15 protein-coding genes and 1 pseudogene are annotated in these 17,160 nt (G+C 65.2%); 8 read left to right on the top strand and 8 right to left on the bottom strand.

Annotated elements, in window-relative coordinates:
- Positions 1 to 42 precede the first annotated feature (42 nt).
- Positions 43 to 1,377, top strand: a complete 1,335-nt coding sequence (locus MIN45_RS07060; RefSeq protein WP_337250361.1) for an IS4 family transposase — start codon at positions 43 to 45, stop codon at positions 1,375 to 1,377.
- Positions 1,378 to 1,396: 19 nt separating this feature from the next.
- Positions 1,397 to 1,576 carry a hypothetical protein gene (locus MIN45_RS07055; RefSeq protein ID WP_286291225.1) on the top strand — a complete coding sequence of 60 codons (180 nt, stop codon included), beginning with the start codon at positions 1,397 to 1,399 and terminating at the stop codon, positions 1,574 to 1,576.
- Between the two features lie 6 nt (positions 1,577 to 1,582).
- Here the strand turns inward: MIN45_RS07055 and MIN45_RS07050 are convergent, their stop codons facing one another.
- From MIN45_RS07050 to MIN45_RS07035, 3 genes and pseudogenes are all read right to left on the bottom strand, one after another.
- Positions 1,583 to 1,804, bottom strand: a complete 222-nt coding sequence (locus MIN45_RS07050) for an H-NS histone family protein (protein ID WP_286291223.1) — start codon at positions 1,802 to 1,804, stop codon at positions 1,583 to 1,585.
- Entirely contained in the window at positions 1,711 to 3,891 is a 2,181-nt protein-coding gene (amrS, locus tag MIN45_RS12400; RefSeq protein ID WP_337250368.1) for an AmmeMemoRadiSam system radical SAM enzyme, read from the bottom strand. Before amrS ends, MIN45_RS07050 begins: the two co-directional genes overlap by 94 nt.
- A pseudogene (locus MIN45_RS07035) lies at positions 3,874 to 4,179 on the bottom strand (hypothetical protein); the annotation flags it as partial. The gene amrS and the pseudogene MIN45_RS07035, both read right to left, overlap by 18 nt.
- Positions 4,180 to 4,258: 79 nt before the next feature.
- Here MIN45_RS07035 and amrB point away from each other — a divergent pair.
- Genes amrB through MIN45_RS07020 form a run of 3 tightly spaced genes read left to right on the top strand, consistent with a single transcriptional unit; the run spans position 4,259 to position 6,150 of the window.
- Entirely contained in the window at positions 4,259 to 5,044 is a 786-nt protein-coding gene (gene amrB / locus MIN45_RS07030; RefSeq protein WP_286291221.1) for an AmmeMemoRadiSam system protein B, read from the top strand.
- Entirely contained in the window at positions 5,031 to 5,603 is a 573-nt protein-coding gene (amrA, locus tag MIN45_RS07025; protein ID WP_286291218.1) for an AmmeMemoRadiSam system protein A, read from the top strand. The genes amrB and amrA overlap by 14 nt, the downstream gene beginning before the upstream one ends.
- A 19-nt stretch (positions 5,604 to 5,622) precedes the next feature.
- Entirely contained in the window at positions 5,623 to 6,150 is a 528-nt protein-coding gene (locus MIN45_RS07020; RefSeq protein ID WP_286291217.1) for a 2'-5' RNA ligase family protein, read from the top strand.
- On the opposite strand, the gene MIN45_RS07015 is transcribed toward MIN45_RS07020, so the two are convergent.
- Genes MIN45_RS07015 through glgC form a run of 3 tightly spaced genes read right to left on the bottom strand, consistent with a single transcriptional unit; the run spans position 6,116 to position 9,598 of the window.
- Positions 6,116 to 6,847, bottom strand: coding sequence for a DUF72 domain-containing protein (locus tag MIN45_RS07015; protein ID WP_286291215.1), 732 nt, complete (start codon positions 6,845 to 6,847; stop codon positions 6,116 to 6,118). The genes MIN45_RS07020 and MIN45_RS07015 overlap by 35 nt on opposite strands.
- Positions 6,848 to 6,851: 4 nt before the next feature.
- Positions 6,852 to 8,333 (bottom strand): 4-alpha-glucanotransferase, encoded by a 1,482-nt coding sequence (malQ, locus tag MIN45_RS07010; RefSeq protein ID WP_286291213.1) that lies wholly within the window; start codon positions 8,331 to 8,333, stop codon positions 6,852 to 6,854.
- Entirely contained in the window at positions 8,333 to 9,598 is a 1,266-nt protein-coding gene (gene glgC, locus MIN45_RS07005) for a glucose-1-phosphate adenylyltransferase (protein ID WP_286291210.1), read from the bottom strand. Before glgC ends, malQ begins: the two co-directional genes overlap by 1 nt.
- 88 nt (positions 9,599 to 9,686) lie before the next feature.
- On the opposite strand from glgC, the gene glgB reads away from it, so the two are divergent.
- Genes glgB through MIN45_RS06990 form a run of 3 tightly spaced genes read left to right on the top strand, consistent with a single transcriptional unit; the run spans position 9,687 to position 15,098 of the window.
- Positions 9,687 to 11,876 (top strand): 1,4-alpha-glucan branching protein GlgB, encoded by a 2,190-nt coding sequence (gene glgB, locus MIN45_RS07000; protein ID WP_337250339.1) that lies wholly within the window; start codon positions 9,687 to 9,689, stop codon positions 11,874 to 11,876.
- A 7-nt stretch (positions 11,877 to 11,883) separates the two neighbouring features.
- Positions 11,884 to 13,332: a glycogen synthase GlgA gene (glgA, locus tag MIN45_RS06995; RefSeq protein WP_286291207.1), complete on the top strand. Its 1,449-nt coding sequence runs from the start codon at positions 11,884 to 11,886 to the stop codon at positions 13,330 to 13,332.
- 2 nt (positions 13,333 to 13,334) lie between these two features.
- On the top strand, positions 13,335 to 15,098 hold the full coding sequence (locus tag MIN45_RS06990; RefSeq protein ID WP_286291205.1) for an SLC13 family permease: 1,764 nt from the start codon (positions 13,335 to 13,337) through the stop codon (positions 15,096 to 15,098).
- Here MIN45_RS06990 and guaD read toward each other — a convergent pair.
- Together guaD and MIN45_RS06980 are read right to left on the bottom strand one after the other, a co-directional pair.
- Positions 15,090 to 16,367 carry a guanine deaminase gene (gene guaD, locus MIN45_RS06985; RefSeq protein WP_286291202.1) on the bottom strand — a complete coding sequence of 426 codons (1,278 nt, stop codon included), beginning with the start codon at positions 16,365 to 16,367 and terminating at the stop codon, positions 15,090 to 15,092. The genes MIN45_RS06990 and guaD overlap by 9 nt on opposite strands.
- A complete protein-coding gene (locus MIN45_RS06980; RefSeq protein WP_286291200.1) occupies positions 16,364 to 17,143 on the bottom strand; it encodes a TIGR01458 family HAD-type hydrolase in 780 nt (259 codons plus the stop codon). The genes guaD and MIN45_RS06980 overlap by 4 nt, the downstream gene beginning before the upstream one ends.
- Positions 17,144 to 17,160 lie beyond the last annotated feature (17 nt).

Below are 17,160 nucleotides of genomic sequence, written 5' to 3'. Positions count from 1 at the left end.
ATTTTTCTGGATAAGCGTTGACATGAGCTGGGCTGAACAAGAATTTTTTACCTGGCGCTGGGCGATGCCCGCCTGAACCGGCGGCTGTGTCAGGTGATAGAAGCGATGGCAAGCGACCCGATGGCGAGCATTCCCAGCGTTTGCGGGGGCGGTTGGGCGGAGACCAAGGCAGCCTACCGGTTGCTGGACAATCCCAGGCTGGATTTTCGGGAGGTGTTGCGGGCCCACAGCGTGCCCACCCTGGAACGGATCCGGCAGCAGTCGCGGGTGCTGTGCCTGCAGGATACCACCGAGCTGGATTATTCCGGGCGGCCGTCAATGGCTGGGTTGGGACGGTTGAACTATGAGAAACGCCAGGGGTTGTACCTGCATCCGACGTTGGTGATCAGTGAGGCGGGGGTGGCCCTGGGGGTGACCGACTGCTGGCACTGGGCGCGTCTTCCCAAGGGGGAGCCGGACCTGGCCGAGAGCCTGCGTTGGGTGGAAGGCTATGAGCGGGTGGCCGAGCTGGCCGCCCTGGCGCCTGAGACCCGGCTGGTGTATGTCGCCGACCGGGAAGGCGACCTTCGGGCCCTGATCGACCGGGCCGAACAACTGGGCTTTGCCGCCGATTACCTGATCCGGGTACGACACGACCGCAAGCTCAACGACCCCCTGGATGGCAAACTGCGGGCCGCGGTCGAAGCCCAGCCGGTGCTGGGGACGATCGCCTTCGACCTTCCGGCCAGCGGCAACCGCCCGGCCCGGCAGGTCACACAGACGCTCCGAGTCGCCCGGCTCGAACTGAAAACCCGAAACGGCCCAGGTCCAAAAGTCACCGTCATCCTGGCCTGGGAAGAGGCGCCCCCCGAAGGACGGGAAGCGGTCGAATGGTGTCTGATCACCAATGAGCCAATCACCACCCTGGAACAGGCCAGAGCGCGCATCGAATGGTACCGCAAACGCTGGTGGATCGAAGTCTACTTCCGTATTCTCAAAAGCGGCTGCCGCATCGAAGCCTTGCAACTTCGCACCCGGGAACGCCTGGAACGGGCCCTGGTGCTGTATCTGATCGTCGCCTGGCGCATCCTGATGCTGATGACGCTCGGGCGGGAACATCCCGAGTGGTGTTGTGAAGTGGTGTTTTCTGTCGAAGAATGGCAGACCGCCTGGGCCATCCACCATCGCACCCCACCACCCTCGAAGCCGCCGGATTTGGGCACGATCGTCCGTCTCGTAGCTGGCTTTGGCGGCTGGCTGGGACGCAAGAACGATCCCCCGCCCGGCCCCAAAGCCTTGTGGCAGGGCATGACCAAACTGAGCGCCTACGTGGAGGCCGTGACTGCCATCCAGACGGCCGAGATCAAGTTCCCGCAGAAAAAACGGATAAGACATTGATTTCTATGAGTTGCAGGAGATGTGGGTAATAGGGTGGCCTCAGGGGGAATATCTGGCCCGGGCCAAAACCGAAGAAACCCTCGTTTCGGCCCGGGTGGATCTTGCCCGCACCGAAAAGACACGCCGGATCTGGCCCTATCTGCGTGACCGGCGTATCGACGCCTACGAGGGCCTGGCCCGGCGCTGGCTGGATGACTGAGCGTGGTCAGTCGCGGATGCGGAACGCTTCCTTGTCGTGGCCGGCATCCACCAGCTCCCGCAACCAGCGCGGCATCTGGCCCCGGCCGCTCCAGGTCAATTCCGGATTTTCCGGATGGCGGTATTTGGGAGGCGTTATCCCACAAACCGCGCCATATCCACCACATACCGCCTCGCCCCCCAGTTCCCCGGTTTGGGTTCGAACACCCCCGGCACCGGGGTACCGCACTGGCAGCAGCGTCCATCCGGGGTCAGGTTCCAGTCGGTGAGGACGTACCAGTCACGGCCGATGAGCAGCTGGCCGCAGTGATGGCACCAGGTGCTGTCCCCTTCCGGGTAATGGATGTTTCCGGTATAGACGTAGCGCAGGCCGTTCTCCATGGCGATCTTGCGGGCGCGCAGCAGGGTTTCCGGCGGGGTCGGCGGATGGTCCATCATCTTCCAGTCGGGATGGAAGGCGGTGAAGTGATGGGGCACGTCGGGCCCGAGCTTCTCCACCACCCAGCGGGTCATCTTGTCGATCTCCTCGGTGGAATCGTTTTCCCCCGGAATCAGCAAGGTGGTGATCTCCAGCCAGCAGTCGGTTTCGTGCTTGATGTATTCCAGGGTGTCGAGCACCGGCTGCAGATGGCCGCCGCAGATCTTGCGGTAGAAATCCTCGGTGAAGGCTTTGAGATCGACGTTGGCGGCATCCATATACTGGTAGAATTCCCGCCGCGGCTCTTCGGTGACGTAACCGGCGGTGACCGCCACGTTCTTGATGCCGTACTCGCGGCATGCCTTGGCGGTGTCGATGACGTACTCGTGGAAGATCACCGGGTCGTTGTAGGTATAGGCCACGCTCCTGCACTCCAGTTCGCGGGCGGCGCGGGCGACGGCGTTCGGCGGGGCCTCCACCGTCAGGATGTCGAATTCGCGGGCCTTGCTGATGTCCCAGTTCTGGCAGTTGGAAACCGCGATGAACGGCGCCAGATAGGCATGGTCGGCATCATCAACCTCCAGGTTGTAAACCCAACCGTCATAAGCCTCCCTTTCGATCCGCTGCAAGGGCACCAGAAAATGATCCCCGGCATCCCGCCACGGAGCACGTTCGCAGCGTCTGTCGGCGCAGTGGAAACGATCGCGCTTGAATTTGACGATGTAGGTCGTGGCCTGGGCAACCTCACGCCCTTCGATCCGCTTCCGGGGTGCTGGATGATGCACGAAGAAAGTCGGCAACAGATTCAAATGCAAACCTAACTCATAGAGTCCATATGCCAGCAGACTGGAAACCGTCGTGGCGACGAGATGGGTTTCGGCCTCATACCCGTCTCCGGCGAGGTAGCCTTCCAGGAATCCCCGGATCACCGGCTCGGAGGTCTGGATCAAGGGTGGCGGCACCTGTTTGCCCTTGGCCCCCCGTCCGCACAGCGCGACGAAGAGATGCGCCACGGAAGTACTGGTGCACTCCACCGTCAGGGTGGTACGCCGCCGACGGATCCGAGGCCTGACGTCAAAGTACTTCGCCAGCAGCTGCGCTGTTCTTTCCGCCAGATGCGCTTCGTGATGGCCAGTGGAGAAAACCAGATACCGGGAATTCGGCCGCTGGGGATGAACGCCGACATGCCCCTCCGCACAGTAAAAGCCCAGCAACCAGGCAAATTCCGGCGTCCACGGGATCGTGACGGGCACCCCGCGCCCCCGTTCCCCCAGAAAACGGACCCATCCGTTTTCCACCCTTGTCCGGATTGGGCGCGGCGCCATTTCGGTCAGTTCACCCCGCTGCCACTGTCCCCGTAACCGACGAACGTAGGCAGGATGATATCCCAGTTCCGCCGCGATTTCGGCCGAAGTCGCCTGCCCGGCAAAAGCCACCTGTAACGAATCCAAGGCCACACGGCGGGTTCTTGGGGCATGGAAACCAGGTTCCACCTCTGCCAGAACCTTCAGGACGTCCAGATCAGCACTGCTTCCGGAGCGCCGCTTGGGTATGACGAGATAATGGTCGGCGCTCAGTTCCGCCGCGGGTATTTTGAACAGCCGATCCGGATGGTCGCGGTGGGCAACAAACACTTGATGATTGGGCGTCAGGCGCAACGGGGGGGCTGCCATTGCTTTGACTGTCAACATCTCACCCCGGTAAGGCCGGCCGAACACCTTGGTCACCCGCGACCGCCCCCCTGTCCGGGTCCAGACCTCAAGCTCGCGGGGGAAGGCGATCTTCCCCGCACCATAATCCACCCGTTCGGTACAGGCATCGAAAAGGCGACCGATCGGCTGTAACCCCTGGGACGTCGCCACCAGCGTCTCCGGAGGGAAACAAAACTTGCACGCCAGATTGCATCCGGCCGTGCCGAAGGACAGCACCGGCGTTCCCGGTAGGAAGTGATACAGCGGCTTCTTCTCGATGGGATCGATGCAGAAGCCGCTGGCGCGGCCGTAAGTGGTCAGAACGATCTGGCCGTTCTGGCAGGCACGCACGAAGCACAGGCCCCGCTGGCCTTCGTGGAGTTTGCAGAAGCGGGGACACAGATCGCACTGGACCCGACCATCCGGCAGCTTGTGCCAGTACTTGGTCGGCACCACGTGTTTGTCTTTGGGCTGGCTTTCGGCTGTGGTGGACATGGCATTTCCCCATTGAATTCAGGTCTTGGTGCTCATATATAGGCTTTGAGTCCTTATTTCAAGCTTGCGGAGAACGACCATGACCAGCGTACGTTATCCCGCCGTCGCCGGGATGTTCTATCCCGAAGACCCTGTGGAGCTGGACGAGATGATCCGCGCCTTTCTGGCCTCCGCCGCCGTGGAGGGCCCTGTGCCGAAGGCGATCGTCGCCCCCCATGCCGGCTATATCTACTCCGGTCCGGTGGCGGCGAGCGTCTATCGCCTGCTGATCCCGGCCAAGGACGTGATCAAGCGCGTGGTGCTGCTCGGGCCTGCGCACCGGGTGCCCTTCCGCGGGCTGGCGGTGCCGAGCGTGGACTTCTTCATCACCCCCTTGGGCACGGTGGCGGTGGACAAGGCGGCGATCGCCAAAATCGCCGATCTGCCCTTCGTGCACGCCTCCGACCTACCCCACGAGCCGGAGCATAGCCTGGAGGTCCACCTTCCCTTCCTGCAGGAGGTGCTGGAGGATTTCAAGGTAGTGCCCATCGTGGTCGGCGACGCCACCCCGAAGGAGGTGGCCCAGGTGCTGGAGCGGCTGTGGGGCGGGCCGGAAACCCTGATCGTGGTCAGCTCCGACCTCAGCCACTACTACGATTACGAAACCGCCCGCCGCCTGGATTCGGCCACTTCCCGGGCCATCGAGGAACTGGACCCGACCCGGCTGCATCCGGAATCGGCCTGTGGCCGCATTCCCGTGGCCGGCCTGCTGCTGGCGGCACGCAAGCACGGCCTCAAGGCCAAAACCGTCGATCTGCGCAACTCCGGGGATACCGCAGGCCCCAAGGACCAAGTCGTGGGGTATGGCGCCTATGCCTTCTTCTGATCTCAAGCTGACACCACAGGAACGCCGACTGCTCTTGGAACTGGCGCGCGAGGCGATCCGTTACGGCGCCCGCCACGGCCGCCCCCCGGCGGTGAACCTGGAAGCCCTGCCCGCAGCCCTGCAGGTGCCGAGGGCCACCTTCGTCACCCTGGAGGAAGACGGGCGGTTGCGCGGCTGCATCGGTTCCCTGGAAGCCCGGCGCCCGCTGGCCGAGGACGTGGTGCACAACGCCTTCGCCGCCGCCTTCGGCGATCCCCGCTTTCCACCAGTGCACGAGGACGAGGTGGACCGGCTCGACATCCACATTTCCGTCCTCGGCCCGCTGGAGGAAATGCGCTTCACCTCCGAGGCGGACCTGCTGCGCCAGATCCGTCCCGGCATCGACGGCCTGGTGCTGGAGGACGGCCCCTACCGCGGCACCTTCCTGCCGGCGGTGTGGGAACAGCTGCCGGACAAGCGCGACTTTCTGCGGCATCTGAAACTGAAGGCGGGCCTGCCGCCGGATTACTGGTCCGACACCCTCAAGGTCTACCGCTATACCACCGAAGTCATCGAGTAAGACCCACAAGACCGCCCTGGTGGTGATCCCGCCAGCGGCGGTCTGGCCCCCGATCCAGGCGCTCAGGCGGCGCTACGACCGCCAGGTGCGGCGCTGGATGCCCCACATCAACATGGTGTATCCCTTTCTGGTGCCACAGGCGTTCGCGGCGGCGCTTCCCATCGTGGCCGCAATCTGCGCCCGGCATCCCGCGTTCACTCTCACCTTGGCAAGTTTCGCCTGGTTCCGCCACCGCCAGCAGCGTTACACCGTCTGGCTGGCGCCAGAGCCTGCAGCGCCGATCCAGCGCCTGCACGCCGATCTGGTGACGGCCTTCCCCCAGTGCGACGATCTGGACCGTTTCCCCCACGGCTACACCCCGCACCTGAGCATCGGCCAATTCAGCGGCTCCCACGACGCCCTGCTTGCGTTCATCGCCGAGCGGCAGCACCAGTGGCGACCCTTGCGCTTCGCCGTCGCACATTTGAGCCTGATCCGTCGCGGCGATCCCCCCGACGACGTGTTCCGGGAAATCAGGCGTTTTCCCCTGAAGCCAGCAGACGCTTGAAACGGCGGGCATCGGCGGCCATGTGCACGTTGTTGAACATCACCATCACCTCCCCCGCCGGCAGCTTGTCCCGCAGCGCCGCCAGATCTGCATCGGTGTAACGGTAGTCGTAGTGGTAGGCAGGACGGCCGTGGAGGCGGAAGTAGTGCCACTCCCGGCTCAAAGGCGCGGTGAGGAAGGGATCGACGCCGTGGACCAGATCCAGCTCAGCCAACAGCGAGCGTAGGATGGCCGGCGTCCAGGCCTCGCCCCGGGGCTCGAACACGATCTTCCAATCCCCGCGCGGCACCCGGGTGAAAAAACGCCGCAGCCGGGCCAGATTCTCCGCCTCGGGGCGGAAGCTGGCCGGGGTCTGGCACACCAGGGCCACGGCGCGGGCGACCTCGGCCAGTTCCACCATCGTCCGCCACGCTTCCAGGGTCAGGCCGTTGAGCTGGAACCCACCGCACAGCCGCCTTTCCTCCGGGGTCAGCGGTCGTTTCAGGCGGCGGTAGGTGGGGCTGGAAGGCGGGTGGGTGATCAGCTGCCAAACCTTGAGGCTGAAGGCGAAATCGGCAGGCGCCTCGGCCCGCCAGCGGGCCACGGTTTCGGCACGGGGCGGCTGATAGAAGCTCTGCTGCACCTCGACGACGTCGAGATCGCGGAACAGCCGGGCGCGGACCTCTGGGAAACCGCAGGTCCCCACCCGCACCCCCATAGGGCTAGCCAGCGGCACGCCCGTAAAGATGGGACCAGTGGCGCAGACGGTCGCCATGCTCGGGGCGCAGCTGTTCCCAGGAAAAACGCCAGCGCCAGTTGCCCTCGGTGGTGCCGGGGGTGTTCATCCGGTGGCCCCGGCCCAGTCCGAGCACATCCTGCATCGGCACGACGGCCACCGTGGCCACCGAGGCGAAGGCGCAGCGCATCAGCGCCCAGGGCATCGCTTCCTGGGGATTGCCCAGATAGTCGTAGACATGACCTTTCCGTTCATCCGGAAGCGCCTCGAACCAACCTAGTGTGGTGTCGTTGTCGTGGGTGCCGGTATAGACCACCCGGTCGGCGCTGTGGTTGTGGGGTAGGTAGGGGTTGTCTGGCCCGCCGTCGAAGGCGAACTGCAGCACCAGCATCCCGGGGATGGCGAACTTGCGCCGCAGATCCTCCACTTCCGGGGTGATGATCCCCAGATCCTCAGCCACCAGCGGCAGGACGCCGAAACGATTGAAAATCGCCTCCAGCAACGCCTCCCCCGGCGCCTCGACCCAACGGCCGGCGGCGGCGGTTTCGGCCTCGGCGGGAATTTCCCAGTAGGCCTGGAAGCCACGGAAGTGGTCGATGCGGATCCAGTCGAACAGCTCCAGCTGGGTGTGCATGCGCTCGATCCACCAGGAGAAGCCGTCGCGCTGCAGCGCCTCCCAATCGTAGTGGGGATTGCCCCAGCGCTGCCCGGTGGCGGAGAAATAATCCGGCGGCACCCCGGCGACCACTCTGGGATGGCCGTTTTCGTCCAGCTGGAAATAGCGGCACCTGGCCCAGACGTCGGCGCTGTCGGCGGCGACGAAGATCGGCATGTCGCCGAACAGCAGCACCCCGTGGCGGTGGGCGTGACGGCGCAGCGCCTGCCATTGCTGAAAAAACACGAACTGCTCGAAACGCACCCGGTCCAGTTCATGCGCCAGCTCCCGGCGGGCCCAGGACAGGGCTTCGGGATCGCGGTCCCGGTAAGGCCCGGGCCAGTCCCACCAGGCGCGCTGGTCGAAGCGCGCCTTCAAAACCATGAACAGGGCAAAATCCTCCAGCCAGTAGTGATGAAACTGGAGGAAATGGCGGTAGTCCTCCGCTAGGCCCCGGTCGTCCTGGCGGAAGGCCTCGTGGGCTTCGCGTAGCGCCGCCAGCCGACCTGCGGCGGCTGTTTTCGCCCCCGGAATCCGCTCCGCGGCCAAAAGCCCTTTTTCCGCCAGCCAGTCGAGGTCGATCAGCAGCGGATTGCCAGCATGGGCCGACAGGCATTGGTAGGGCGAGCCGTCGCTGCCCGTGGGATTGACCGGCAGCGTCTGCCACACGCTCAGGGCCTGATCGGCGAGAAATTCCACGAAACGGAACGCATGGGCCCCCAGATCGCCGTTCTCACCCTCTCCCGGCAAAGAAGTGATGTGGAGCAGCACCCCGGCCCGGCGCCGCTCCAGGACGCTGTTTTCCACCGCCATCAGCGCACGAAGTGGATCTTCTGTCCCAGCATGTCGGGCGTGACGGTGACGATGCCACCGGGACTGACGTCGAAACGTTTCTTGTCCGCTTCCAGATCGTAGCCGATCTCCATCCCCTCGGGGATTGCGCAGCCGCGGTCGATGATGGCGCGGCGCACCTTGGCGTGACGCCCGATGTTGACCTGGGGCAGCACCACCGAATGTTCCACCAGGGCCCAGGAGTTGACCCGCACGTTGGGCGACAGGATCGAATGGCGCACGGTGGAGCCGGAGATGATGCAGCCGCCGCAGACCATGGAATCGAAAGCCTGGCCGACCCGGTCGTGCTCACGGTCCTCGAACACGAACTTGGCCGGCGGCACCTGCTCCTGGTAGGTCCAGATGGGCCATTCCTGGTCGTACAGGTTCAGTTCCGGATTGACGCCGATCAGCTCCATGTTGGCGGACCAGTAGGAATCGATGGTTCCCACGTCACGCCAGTAGTTCTGCACCCCGGTCTGGACGTTGAGGAAAGGAAAAGCGAAGACCCGGTGGCTTTTGATGACCTTGGGGATGATGTCCTTGCCGAAGTCGTGGCTGGACCCAGGATCGTCGGCGTCCTTGATGAGCTGTTCGTAGAGGAACCTGGCGTTGAAGATGTAGATCCCCATGGAGGCCAGGGCCATGTCGGGCCGGCCGGGAATGCAGGGAGGAGATTCGGGTTTTTCGATGAAATCGACGATGCGGCTGTTCTCGTCCACCTGCATCACCCCGAAAGCGCTGGCGTCCTTGACCGGCACCTCGATGCAGGCGATGGTGAGATCAGCGTCGTTTTCCACGTGGTAGGCCAGCATGGCGCCGTAGTCCATCTTGTACACGTGGTCGCCGGCCAGCACCAGCACGTATTCGGGGCCGTAGTTGCGGACGATGTCGAGATTCTGGTAAATGGCGTCGGCGGTGCCCTTGTACCACTCGTCGTGGAGGCGCTGCTGAGCCGGCAGGATGTCGATGAACTCGCCCAGCTCGCCGCGCAGGAACCCCCAACCTTTCTGGATGTGGCGGATCAGGGAGTCGGCCTTGTACTGGGTCAGCACGCCGATGCGGCGGATGCCGGAATTGAGGCAATTGGAGAGGGTGAAGTCGATGATACGGTACTTGCCGCCGAAGTGCACCGCCGGCTTGGCGCGCCATTCGGTGAGCTTGCGCAGGCGGGTTCCCCGGCCTCCGGCGAGGACCATGGCGACGGTTTGACGGGTCAGGCGGCTGACGAAACGGTTTGCGGACATACTGGATCTCCCTGGCCAGGCAGAATTTGTTACTATTTTTCGCACACAAGAATAAAAACGTCCAATCCATTATCAGAGAAGCGCCAAAGTGAACACAACCCTTTCGCCTGCCGAACCATTGCCGCCCGCTCTGGAACTGATCGTCCAGGCACGCCATCACGATCCGTTCTCGGTCCTCGGACGCCACCACGAACAGGGCCGCGACATCGTCCGCGTGTTCCTGCCCGGGGCCCAGAGCGTCCGCATCGAGAACGGCCCGGAACTGCAGCGGATCGAAGGCACCGACCTGTTTCAGGCCGAAGTGGGCGACTGGGACCTCCCCCTGCATTACACCGTGATCTGGAACGACAAAGCCGGCAACACCCACCGCTACGTCGATCCCTATACCTTCATGCCGCAGATCCCGGACTTCGACCTGTACCTGTTCGGTACCGGCAAGCACTGGCACATCTACCGGGTGCTCGGCGCCCAACGACGCACCGTGGACGGCATCGACGGCACCCTGTTCGCGGTCTGGGCCCCCAACGCCGAGCGGGTCAGCGTGGTCGGCGACTTCAACGCCTGGGACGGCCGCCGCCATCCCATGCGCTGCCGTTACGACGCCGGGGTGTGGGAAATCTTCATTCCCGGCATCGGGGCGGGCGAGCTGTACAAATTCGAGATCCGCAACCGCCGCACCGGCAACGTGTTCGTCAAGACCGACCCCTACGGCCGCTTCTTCGAACTGCGCCCCAAGACCGCCGCCATCGTGGTCGAGGAAGGCGGCTACCCGTGGGGCGACCGGGACTGGCTGCAAAAACGCCGCCAGTGGGACTGGCAACACACGCCGATGTCCATCTACGAGGTGCATCTGGGCTCGTGGCGCCGGGCCGAGGACGGCGGCTTCCTGGACTATCGGGAGCTGGCCCGTCAGCTGGTGCCCTACGTCAAGGAACAGGGTTTCACCCACATCGAGCTGCTGCCGATCACCGAACACCCCCTGGACGCCTCCTGGGGCTACCAGACCACCGGCTACTACGCCCCCACCAGCCGCTTCGGCAAACCGGACGACTTCCGCTGGTTCGTGGACCACTGCCACCAGAACGGCATCGGCGTGATTCTCGACTGGGTGCCGGCCCACTTCCCCAAGGACGCCTGGGCCCTGGCCTGGTTCGACGGCGAACCCCTGTACGAGCACGCCGATCCCCGCCGCGGCGAGCACCGCGACTGGGGCACCCTGATCTACGACTACGGCCGCAACGAGGTGCGCAACTTCCTCCTCGGCAGCGCCATGTACTGGCTGGAGGAATTCCACATCGACGGCCTGCGGGTCGATGCGGTCGCCTCCATGCTGTACCTGGACTATTCCCGCGAACCGGGCGACTGGGTCCCCAACCAGTATGGCGGCAACGAAAACCTGGAAGCCATCGCCTTCCTGCGCGAGCTCAATTCGGTCACCCAGGAACAGCATCCCGGCAGCGTGGTGATCGCCGAGGAATCCACCGCCTGGCCCCAGGTGACCCGGCCGCCCTGGGTCGGCGGCCTCGGCTTCGCGATGAAGTGGAACATGGGCTGGATGCACGACACCCTGGCCTATTTCCAGCAGGACCCGATCTATCGCAAGTACCACCACGACCAGCTCACCTTCGGACTGCTGTACGCCTTCACCGAAAATTTCGTCCTCCCCTTCTCCCACGACGAGGTGGTTCACGGCAAAGGCTCCATGCTGGGCAAGATGCCGGGGGACGAATGGCAGCGCTTCGCCAATCTGCGCCTGCTCTACACCTACATGCTCACCTATCCGGGCAAGAAACTGCTGTTCATGGGCAACGAACTGGCCCAGCCGGCGGAGTGGAACTTCGACACCGAACTGGAGTGGCACCTGCTCCAGTATCCGTTGCACAAGGGGATCCAGAGCCTGCTGGCGGACCTCAACCGCCTCTACCGCAGCCATCCGGAACTGCATCGCTACGACTTCGAATCCCAGGGTTTCGAGTGGATCGACTGCCACGACTCGGCCCAGTCCACCCTCTCCTATCTGCGCAAGAGCGACGACGATTTCCTGCTCGTCGCCCTCAATTTCACCCCGGTGCCCCGCTACGACTACCGCCTCGGCGTGCCCGAGGCCGGCACCTACCAGGAAATCTTCAATTCCGATTCGAGCTATTACGGCGGCAGCAACGTCGGCAACGGTTGGGTGGAGGCCGAGGAAATCCCCTGGATGGGCCGCCCCTACTCCATCAGCCTGACCCTGCCGCCCCTGGCCGGCATCGTCCTGTGTCGTCAACCGGAAAAGTAAGACGCCTGTGAAAATCCTTTTCGTCGCCAGTGAACTGTATCCCCTGATCAAGACCGGGGGGCTTGCGGACGTGGCCGGCAGCCTGCCCAAGGCCCTGACCGAACTAGGCAAGGACGTGCGCGTCCTGCTGCCCGGCTACCAGTCGGTCAAGGAGAAACTGCCCGAAGCCCGGCCGGTGGCGGAACTGACCGTCCTCGGCCAGCCGGTGCGCCTGCTCGCCGACACCGTCCCCGGCAGCGAGACCCCCGTCTGGCTCCTCGACGCTCCAAGTTGGTTCGACCGCCCCGGCAATCCCTACCTGACCCCGGAGGGAGAACCCTGGCCCGACAACGACGTCCGTTTCGGCGCCCTGTGCCGGGCCGGGCTCGCGCTCGCCTGCGGCCGCGCCGGAATCGACTGGCGCCCGGACGTGGTCCACTGCAACGACTGGCAGACTGGCCTGATCCCGGCATTATTGTCGCTGGAGCCGCAGCGGCCGGCCTCGGTGTTCACCATCCACAATCTGGCCTATCAGGGGGTGTTCCCGGCCGAGTCGGTGGAAAAACTGCAGCTTCCCAAGGTGCTGTGGCATCCGGAAGGGCTGGAATTCCACCACCAGCTGTCGTTCATCAAGGGCGGGATCGTCTATGCCGACCGGGTCAACACCGTCAGCCCCACCTATGCCCGGGAAATCCAGACCCCGCGTTTCGGCTGCGGCCTGGAAGGGGTGCTCAGGGCCCGGGCCGGGCGCCTCAGCGGCATCCTCAACGGCATCGACACCGACAAGTGGAATCCGGCCACCGACCCCCTGATCGCCGCGAACTACGACAGCGACCACCTGGAGGCCAAACAGGCCAACAAGCAGGCCCTGCAGGCCCACTTCGGGTTGCCCCAGGAAGCCATCGTCCCTCTGATCGCCTTCATCGGCCGGCTGGTGTCCCAGAAAGGCGTCGATCTCATCCTCAAGGCCCTGCCGGGACTGCTGCAACACCCCCTGCAGTTCGTGTTCCTCGGTTCCGGCGACAGCGATTACGAACACAGCCTGCTGTACTGGTCCCGGCGCCAGCCGCAGCAGGTCGCCGTCCACATCGGCTACGATGAGGCCCTGTCGCACCGGATCGAGGCCGGCGCCGATCTGTTCCTGATGCCATCGCGCTTCGAGCCCTGCGGGCTCAACCAGATGTACAGCCAGCGCTACGGCACGCTTCCCATCGTCCACCGCACCGGAGGGCTGGCCGATACCGTCACCGACGCCCTTCCCAGCCGGCTCGGGGAGGCCACGGGCCTCAGTTTCGATCACCCCGAGACCGGTGCCCTGGAGGAAGCGGTCAAGCGCGGCTGGCTGCTCTATGGGCAACCGGAAGTGTGGCGGCGGCTGCAGCGCAACGCCATGGCCCGGGATTTCTCCTGGCACCGCAGCGCAGAAGCCTACTGCCGGCTATACTTGCAGGCCATGAGCGACCGCGATCGTACCTGACGATGCCGCTTTCCGCCTGGCTGGCCCTGGCGGTCACAGGGTTGTGCATTCTGCTGCTGGCTTGGGGCCGCTGGGCGCCGGAACTGGTTCTCAGCGGCGGCCTGACCCTGTTGCTGCTGGCCGGAGTCATCGACGTTCCCATCGCCCTGGCGGGACTGAGCCAGCCGAGCGTGGCCACCGTGGCCCTGATGTACGTGCTGGTGGCGGGCATCCGCGAAACCGGCGGGGTGGAAACCATCGTCCGTCATCTGCTCGGCCGGCCGCGTCATCCGGCCGGCGCCCTGCTGCGGGTGGTGCTGCCGGTATGGATGCTGAGCGCTTTCCTCAACAACACCCCGGTGGTGGCCACCTTCATTCCCGCGGTCCTCACCTGGGCCCGGCGCTTCAAGCTGCCGGTGGCCCGGCTGCTGCTGCCCCTGAGCTATGCCGCCATGCTCGGCGGCACCTGCACCCTGATCGGCACCAGCACCAATCTGGTGGTCAACGGCCTGCTGACCCGGCGCCACCCGGAACTGGCGCTAGGGCTGTTCGATCTGGCCTGGATCGGCGTGCCGGTGGGCCTTGCCGGCATCGCCTACCTGCTGGTGGCCGCCCGCTGGCTGCTTCCCGACCGCAACGGCGCCAGGCTGTTCGCCGATCCCAAGGAATACACCATCGAGATGGAGGTCGATCCCGCAGGCCCGCTGGTGGGAAAGACCATCGAAGCCGCCGGCCTGCGTCATCTGGGCGATGTCTATCTGGTGGAAATCGAACGCGACGGGGCCCTCTTGGCGGCGGTCGGACCCGGCGAACGGCTGCGGGGCGGTGACCGCCTGGTGTTCGCCGGCAGCACCCACGCCGCCCTCGATCTGCAGCAGATCAAGGGACTGCGTCCCTCCACCCACAGCCGCTTCGGCCTCGCAGAGCATCCGGACCGCTGCATCGTCGAGGTGGTGGTGTCTCCCGATTGCGCCCTGGTGGGCCAGACCATCCGCGACGGCCGCTTCCGCACCCTGTATGGCGCCGCGGTGCTGGCGGTGTGCCGCGAGGGCAAACGGGTGGAAGGCAACCTGGGACGGATTCGCCTGCAGCCGGCCGACACCCTGCTGCTGGAAACCCGCCCCAGCTTCGTGGAACAGTACCGCCACGCCCGCGATTTCCTGCTGGTCAGCGAAGTGGACGGCCCTGCCCGGCCCCTGCACGAGAAAGCTTGGCTGGCCTGGTCGATCCTCGCCGCCGTGGTGGCGCTGGCCGCCAGCGGCATCCTGGATCTCTTCAAGGCGGCCCTGGCCGGGGCGGCGGCCATGCTGGTCACCGGCTGCTGCACCTTCGCCAAGGCCCGGCGCAACGTCGATACCTCGGTGCTGCTGACCATCGCCACCGCCTTCGGCCTGGGCAGCGCCCTGGAAACCAGCGGCGCCAGCAGCTTTCTCGCCGCCAACCTGTTGCGGCTCAGCGACGACCCTTATGTGCTGCTGGCGCTGACCTACGGGTTGGTGACGCTGCTGACCTCGCTGATCAGCAACAACGCCGCGGCGGTGCTGGTGTTCCCGATCCTGATGGCGGTGGTGGAACACTTTCGGCTCAATCCCCTGCCCTATCTGGTGGTGCTGATGCTGGCCGCCTCCAGCAGCTTCGCCACTCCCATCGGCTACCAGACCAATCTGATGGTCTACGGTCCCGGCGGCTACCGCTTCCGCGACTATCTGCGCTTCGGCGGCGGCCTGACGCTCGTGGTCGGGCTGATGGGGCTGTGGCTGGTGCCGAAAATCTGGCCGCTACACTGACACCGGCCTGCCGGCGACGAAGGTCCGGCGGACGTGACCGGAACCGGCCAGCTGCATGAGCACGAACAGCCGGGCGGCGAGCGTGGGGCAGCGCTGCAGACGGGCATCGAGATAGTCGTCACCGCCGGGATCGAGGACGAAGAAGTCCGCCACCTTGCCCGGCAGGAAATTGCCGATCTCCCCGGCCAGCCCCAGAGCCTCGGCCGCTCCCAGGGTCGCCAGGTACAGCAACTGGGCGGCGGTCGGCGTCTCTCCCCGCAGCCGCTGGATCTTGTACGCTTCGGACAGCTCTTCCCAGACCGAAAGGTGCAGCCCGGCGCCGATGTCGCTGCCGAGCGCCAGGGGAATGCCGTGTTCCACGTGGCGGCGCAGGGGAAACAGGCCGCTGCCCAAAAACAGGTTGCTGCTGGGACAGTGGATGACGCGGCACTCGCTCTCCGCCATCCGTCTCAGCTCGGCGCTTTGGGGATGGATGTCGTGGGCCAGCAGGGTGCGCGGCCCCAGCAGACCGTAGCGGTCGTAAACGTCGAGATAGTTCCAGGCGTCGGGGAAGACGCGCTGGACCGCGGCGATCTCCTCCAAGGTCTCGTTGATATGGGTCTGGAGATACACCTGGGGATGGCGGCGGCGGAACTCGCCGCACATCGCCAGCAACTGCGGCGAACAGGAGAGCGCGAAGCGGGGCGTGAGGGCCAGGTGCAGGCGGGGATCGCCGCCGTACCGCTCCAGCAGGGCTTCGTTGGCCCGCCAGGCCCGTTCCGGGGTGGTCAGCAGTTCGTCGGGCCCGTTGCGGTCCATCAGGGTGATGCCGGCGATCAGGCGCAGCCCCGCCTGCCCGGCCGCCTCGAACAGGGCTCCGGTGGCCTCCGGGTACTGGGAGCCGAAAACGCAGGCGCAAGTCACTCCGCCGTGCAGCAGCCGCGCCACCAGCGCCCGGGCCACCCCGGCCGCATAGCCGGCGTCGCGGAAGGCGGCCTCCTCGGGATACACCGTCTCCCGCAGCCAGGACAGCAGACCGCGGTTGGCCGCCGCCACGGCATAGTATTGGGGGAAGTGCAGATGGGCGTCGATCAGGCCGGGAAGCAGCCAGGCGGCACCGAAATCGACCCGTTCCGCACCCTCGGGGGCCTCGGCGGCACGGCCGTAACCGGCGATCCGGCCGTCCCCGTCCACCCACAGAGCCCCATCGGCGATGATTTCCAGACCGTCGGGGCGGACGAAGGGATTGCCGCGCAGATGCGCCAGGGTTCCCAGATAGACGGTGGTCATCGGATGCCAAGCAATGCCGGCAGCTCGCGAATGGAGTCGATGACCGCATCCGGACGCACCCTGGAGGCGCGCACGAAAGCCTCGCGGTACTTGCCGGTCTTCACCAGGATCCCGGTCAGGCCCACCTGCTGGCCACCGCCAATGTCGGTTTCGATGTCGTCACCGACCACCGCCGCCGCCTCCGGCGGCAGTCCCATGTCCTCAAGGGCCATGCGGAAGAAATCCGGTGCCGGCTTGCCAAAGATCCGCGCCTCCTTGTTGCTGGCGTACTCGAGGGCGGCGACGAAACCGCCGATGTCCATCTTCAGCCCAGTTTCCGTCTGCCAGAAACGATTCTTGTGCACCGCCAGCAGCTCGGCGCCTGCGAACAGCAGGTTGAAGGCCCGGTTCAGAATCGCATAGTTCCAACGCTCGCCGATGTCGCCGACGACCACATAATCGGCGCGCGCATCCGACTGGGGAAAGAAGGCGAAATCGCGGCGTACGTCGTTGGCCAGCAGCAGATGGCACACCGGCGTCCCCTGCGCCTGCAGGAAACGCAACACCGCCTGGGGGGCGCTGAAGATCTCCTCGCGGGCGACCTCGAATCCCAGACGGGTCAGTTTGGCGTGAAGCGAGTCCAGGGAGCGGGTGCTGGTGTTAGTGATGAAGCGGCAGATGTAGTGCCGGCGAAGCAAGGGCAATACCTCTCGCGTCCCTGCGATCACCTGGTCGCCGACGTAAAACACGCCGTCCAGATCGAGCAACAATCCGCGGATCCGGCTGAAATCGGTCATGACAGCCTCCGGGAGAT

Source organism: Methylomarinovum tepidoasis (assembly GCF_030294985.1).
Taxonomy (GTDB): Bacteria; Pseudomonadota; Gammaproteobacteria; order Methylococcales; family Methylothermaceae; genus Methylohalobius; species Methylohalobius tepidoasis.
This window is presented reverse-complemented; position numbering and strand designations above follow the sequence as displayed.

Coding starts and splice junctions, on each gene's coding strand:
- malQ (WP_286291213.1), bottom strand. CDS start 8,333: ATGGCGGTGGAAAACAGCGTCCTGGAGCGGCGCCGGGCCGGGGTGCTG.
- amrB (WP_286291221.1), top strand. CDS start 4,259: ATGACCAGCGTACGTTATCCCGCCGTCGCCGGGATGTTCTATCCCGAA.
- MIN45_RS06990 (WP_286291205.1), top strand. CDS start 13,335: ATGCCGCTTTCCGCCTGGCTGGCCCTGGCGGTCACAGGGTTGTGCATT.
- MIN45_RS07015 (WP_286291215.1), bottom strand. CDS start 6,847: ATGGGGGTGCGGGTGGGGACCTGCGGTTTCCCAGAGGTCCGCGCCCGG.
- amrA (WP_286291218.1), top strand. CDS start 5,031: ATGCCTTCTTCTGATCTCAAGCTGACACCACAGGAACGCCGACTGCTC.
- guaD (WP_286291202.1), bottom strand. CDS start 16,367: ATGACCACCGTCTATCTGGGAACCCTGGCGCATCTGCGCGGCAATCCC.
- glgC (WP_286291210.1), bottom strand. CDS start 9,598: ATGTCCGCAAACCGTTTCGTCAGCCGCCTGACCCGTCAAACCGTCGCC.
- MIN45_RS07055 (WP_286291225.1), top strand. CDS start 1,397: ATGTGGGTAATAGGGTGGCCTCAGGGGGAATATCTGGCCCGGGCCAAA.
- MIN45_RS06980 (WP_286291200.1), bottom strand. CDS start 17,143: ATGACCGATTTCAGCCGGATCCGCGGATTGTTGCTCGATCTGGACGGC.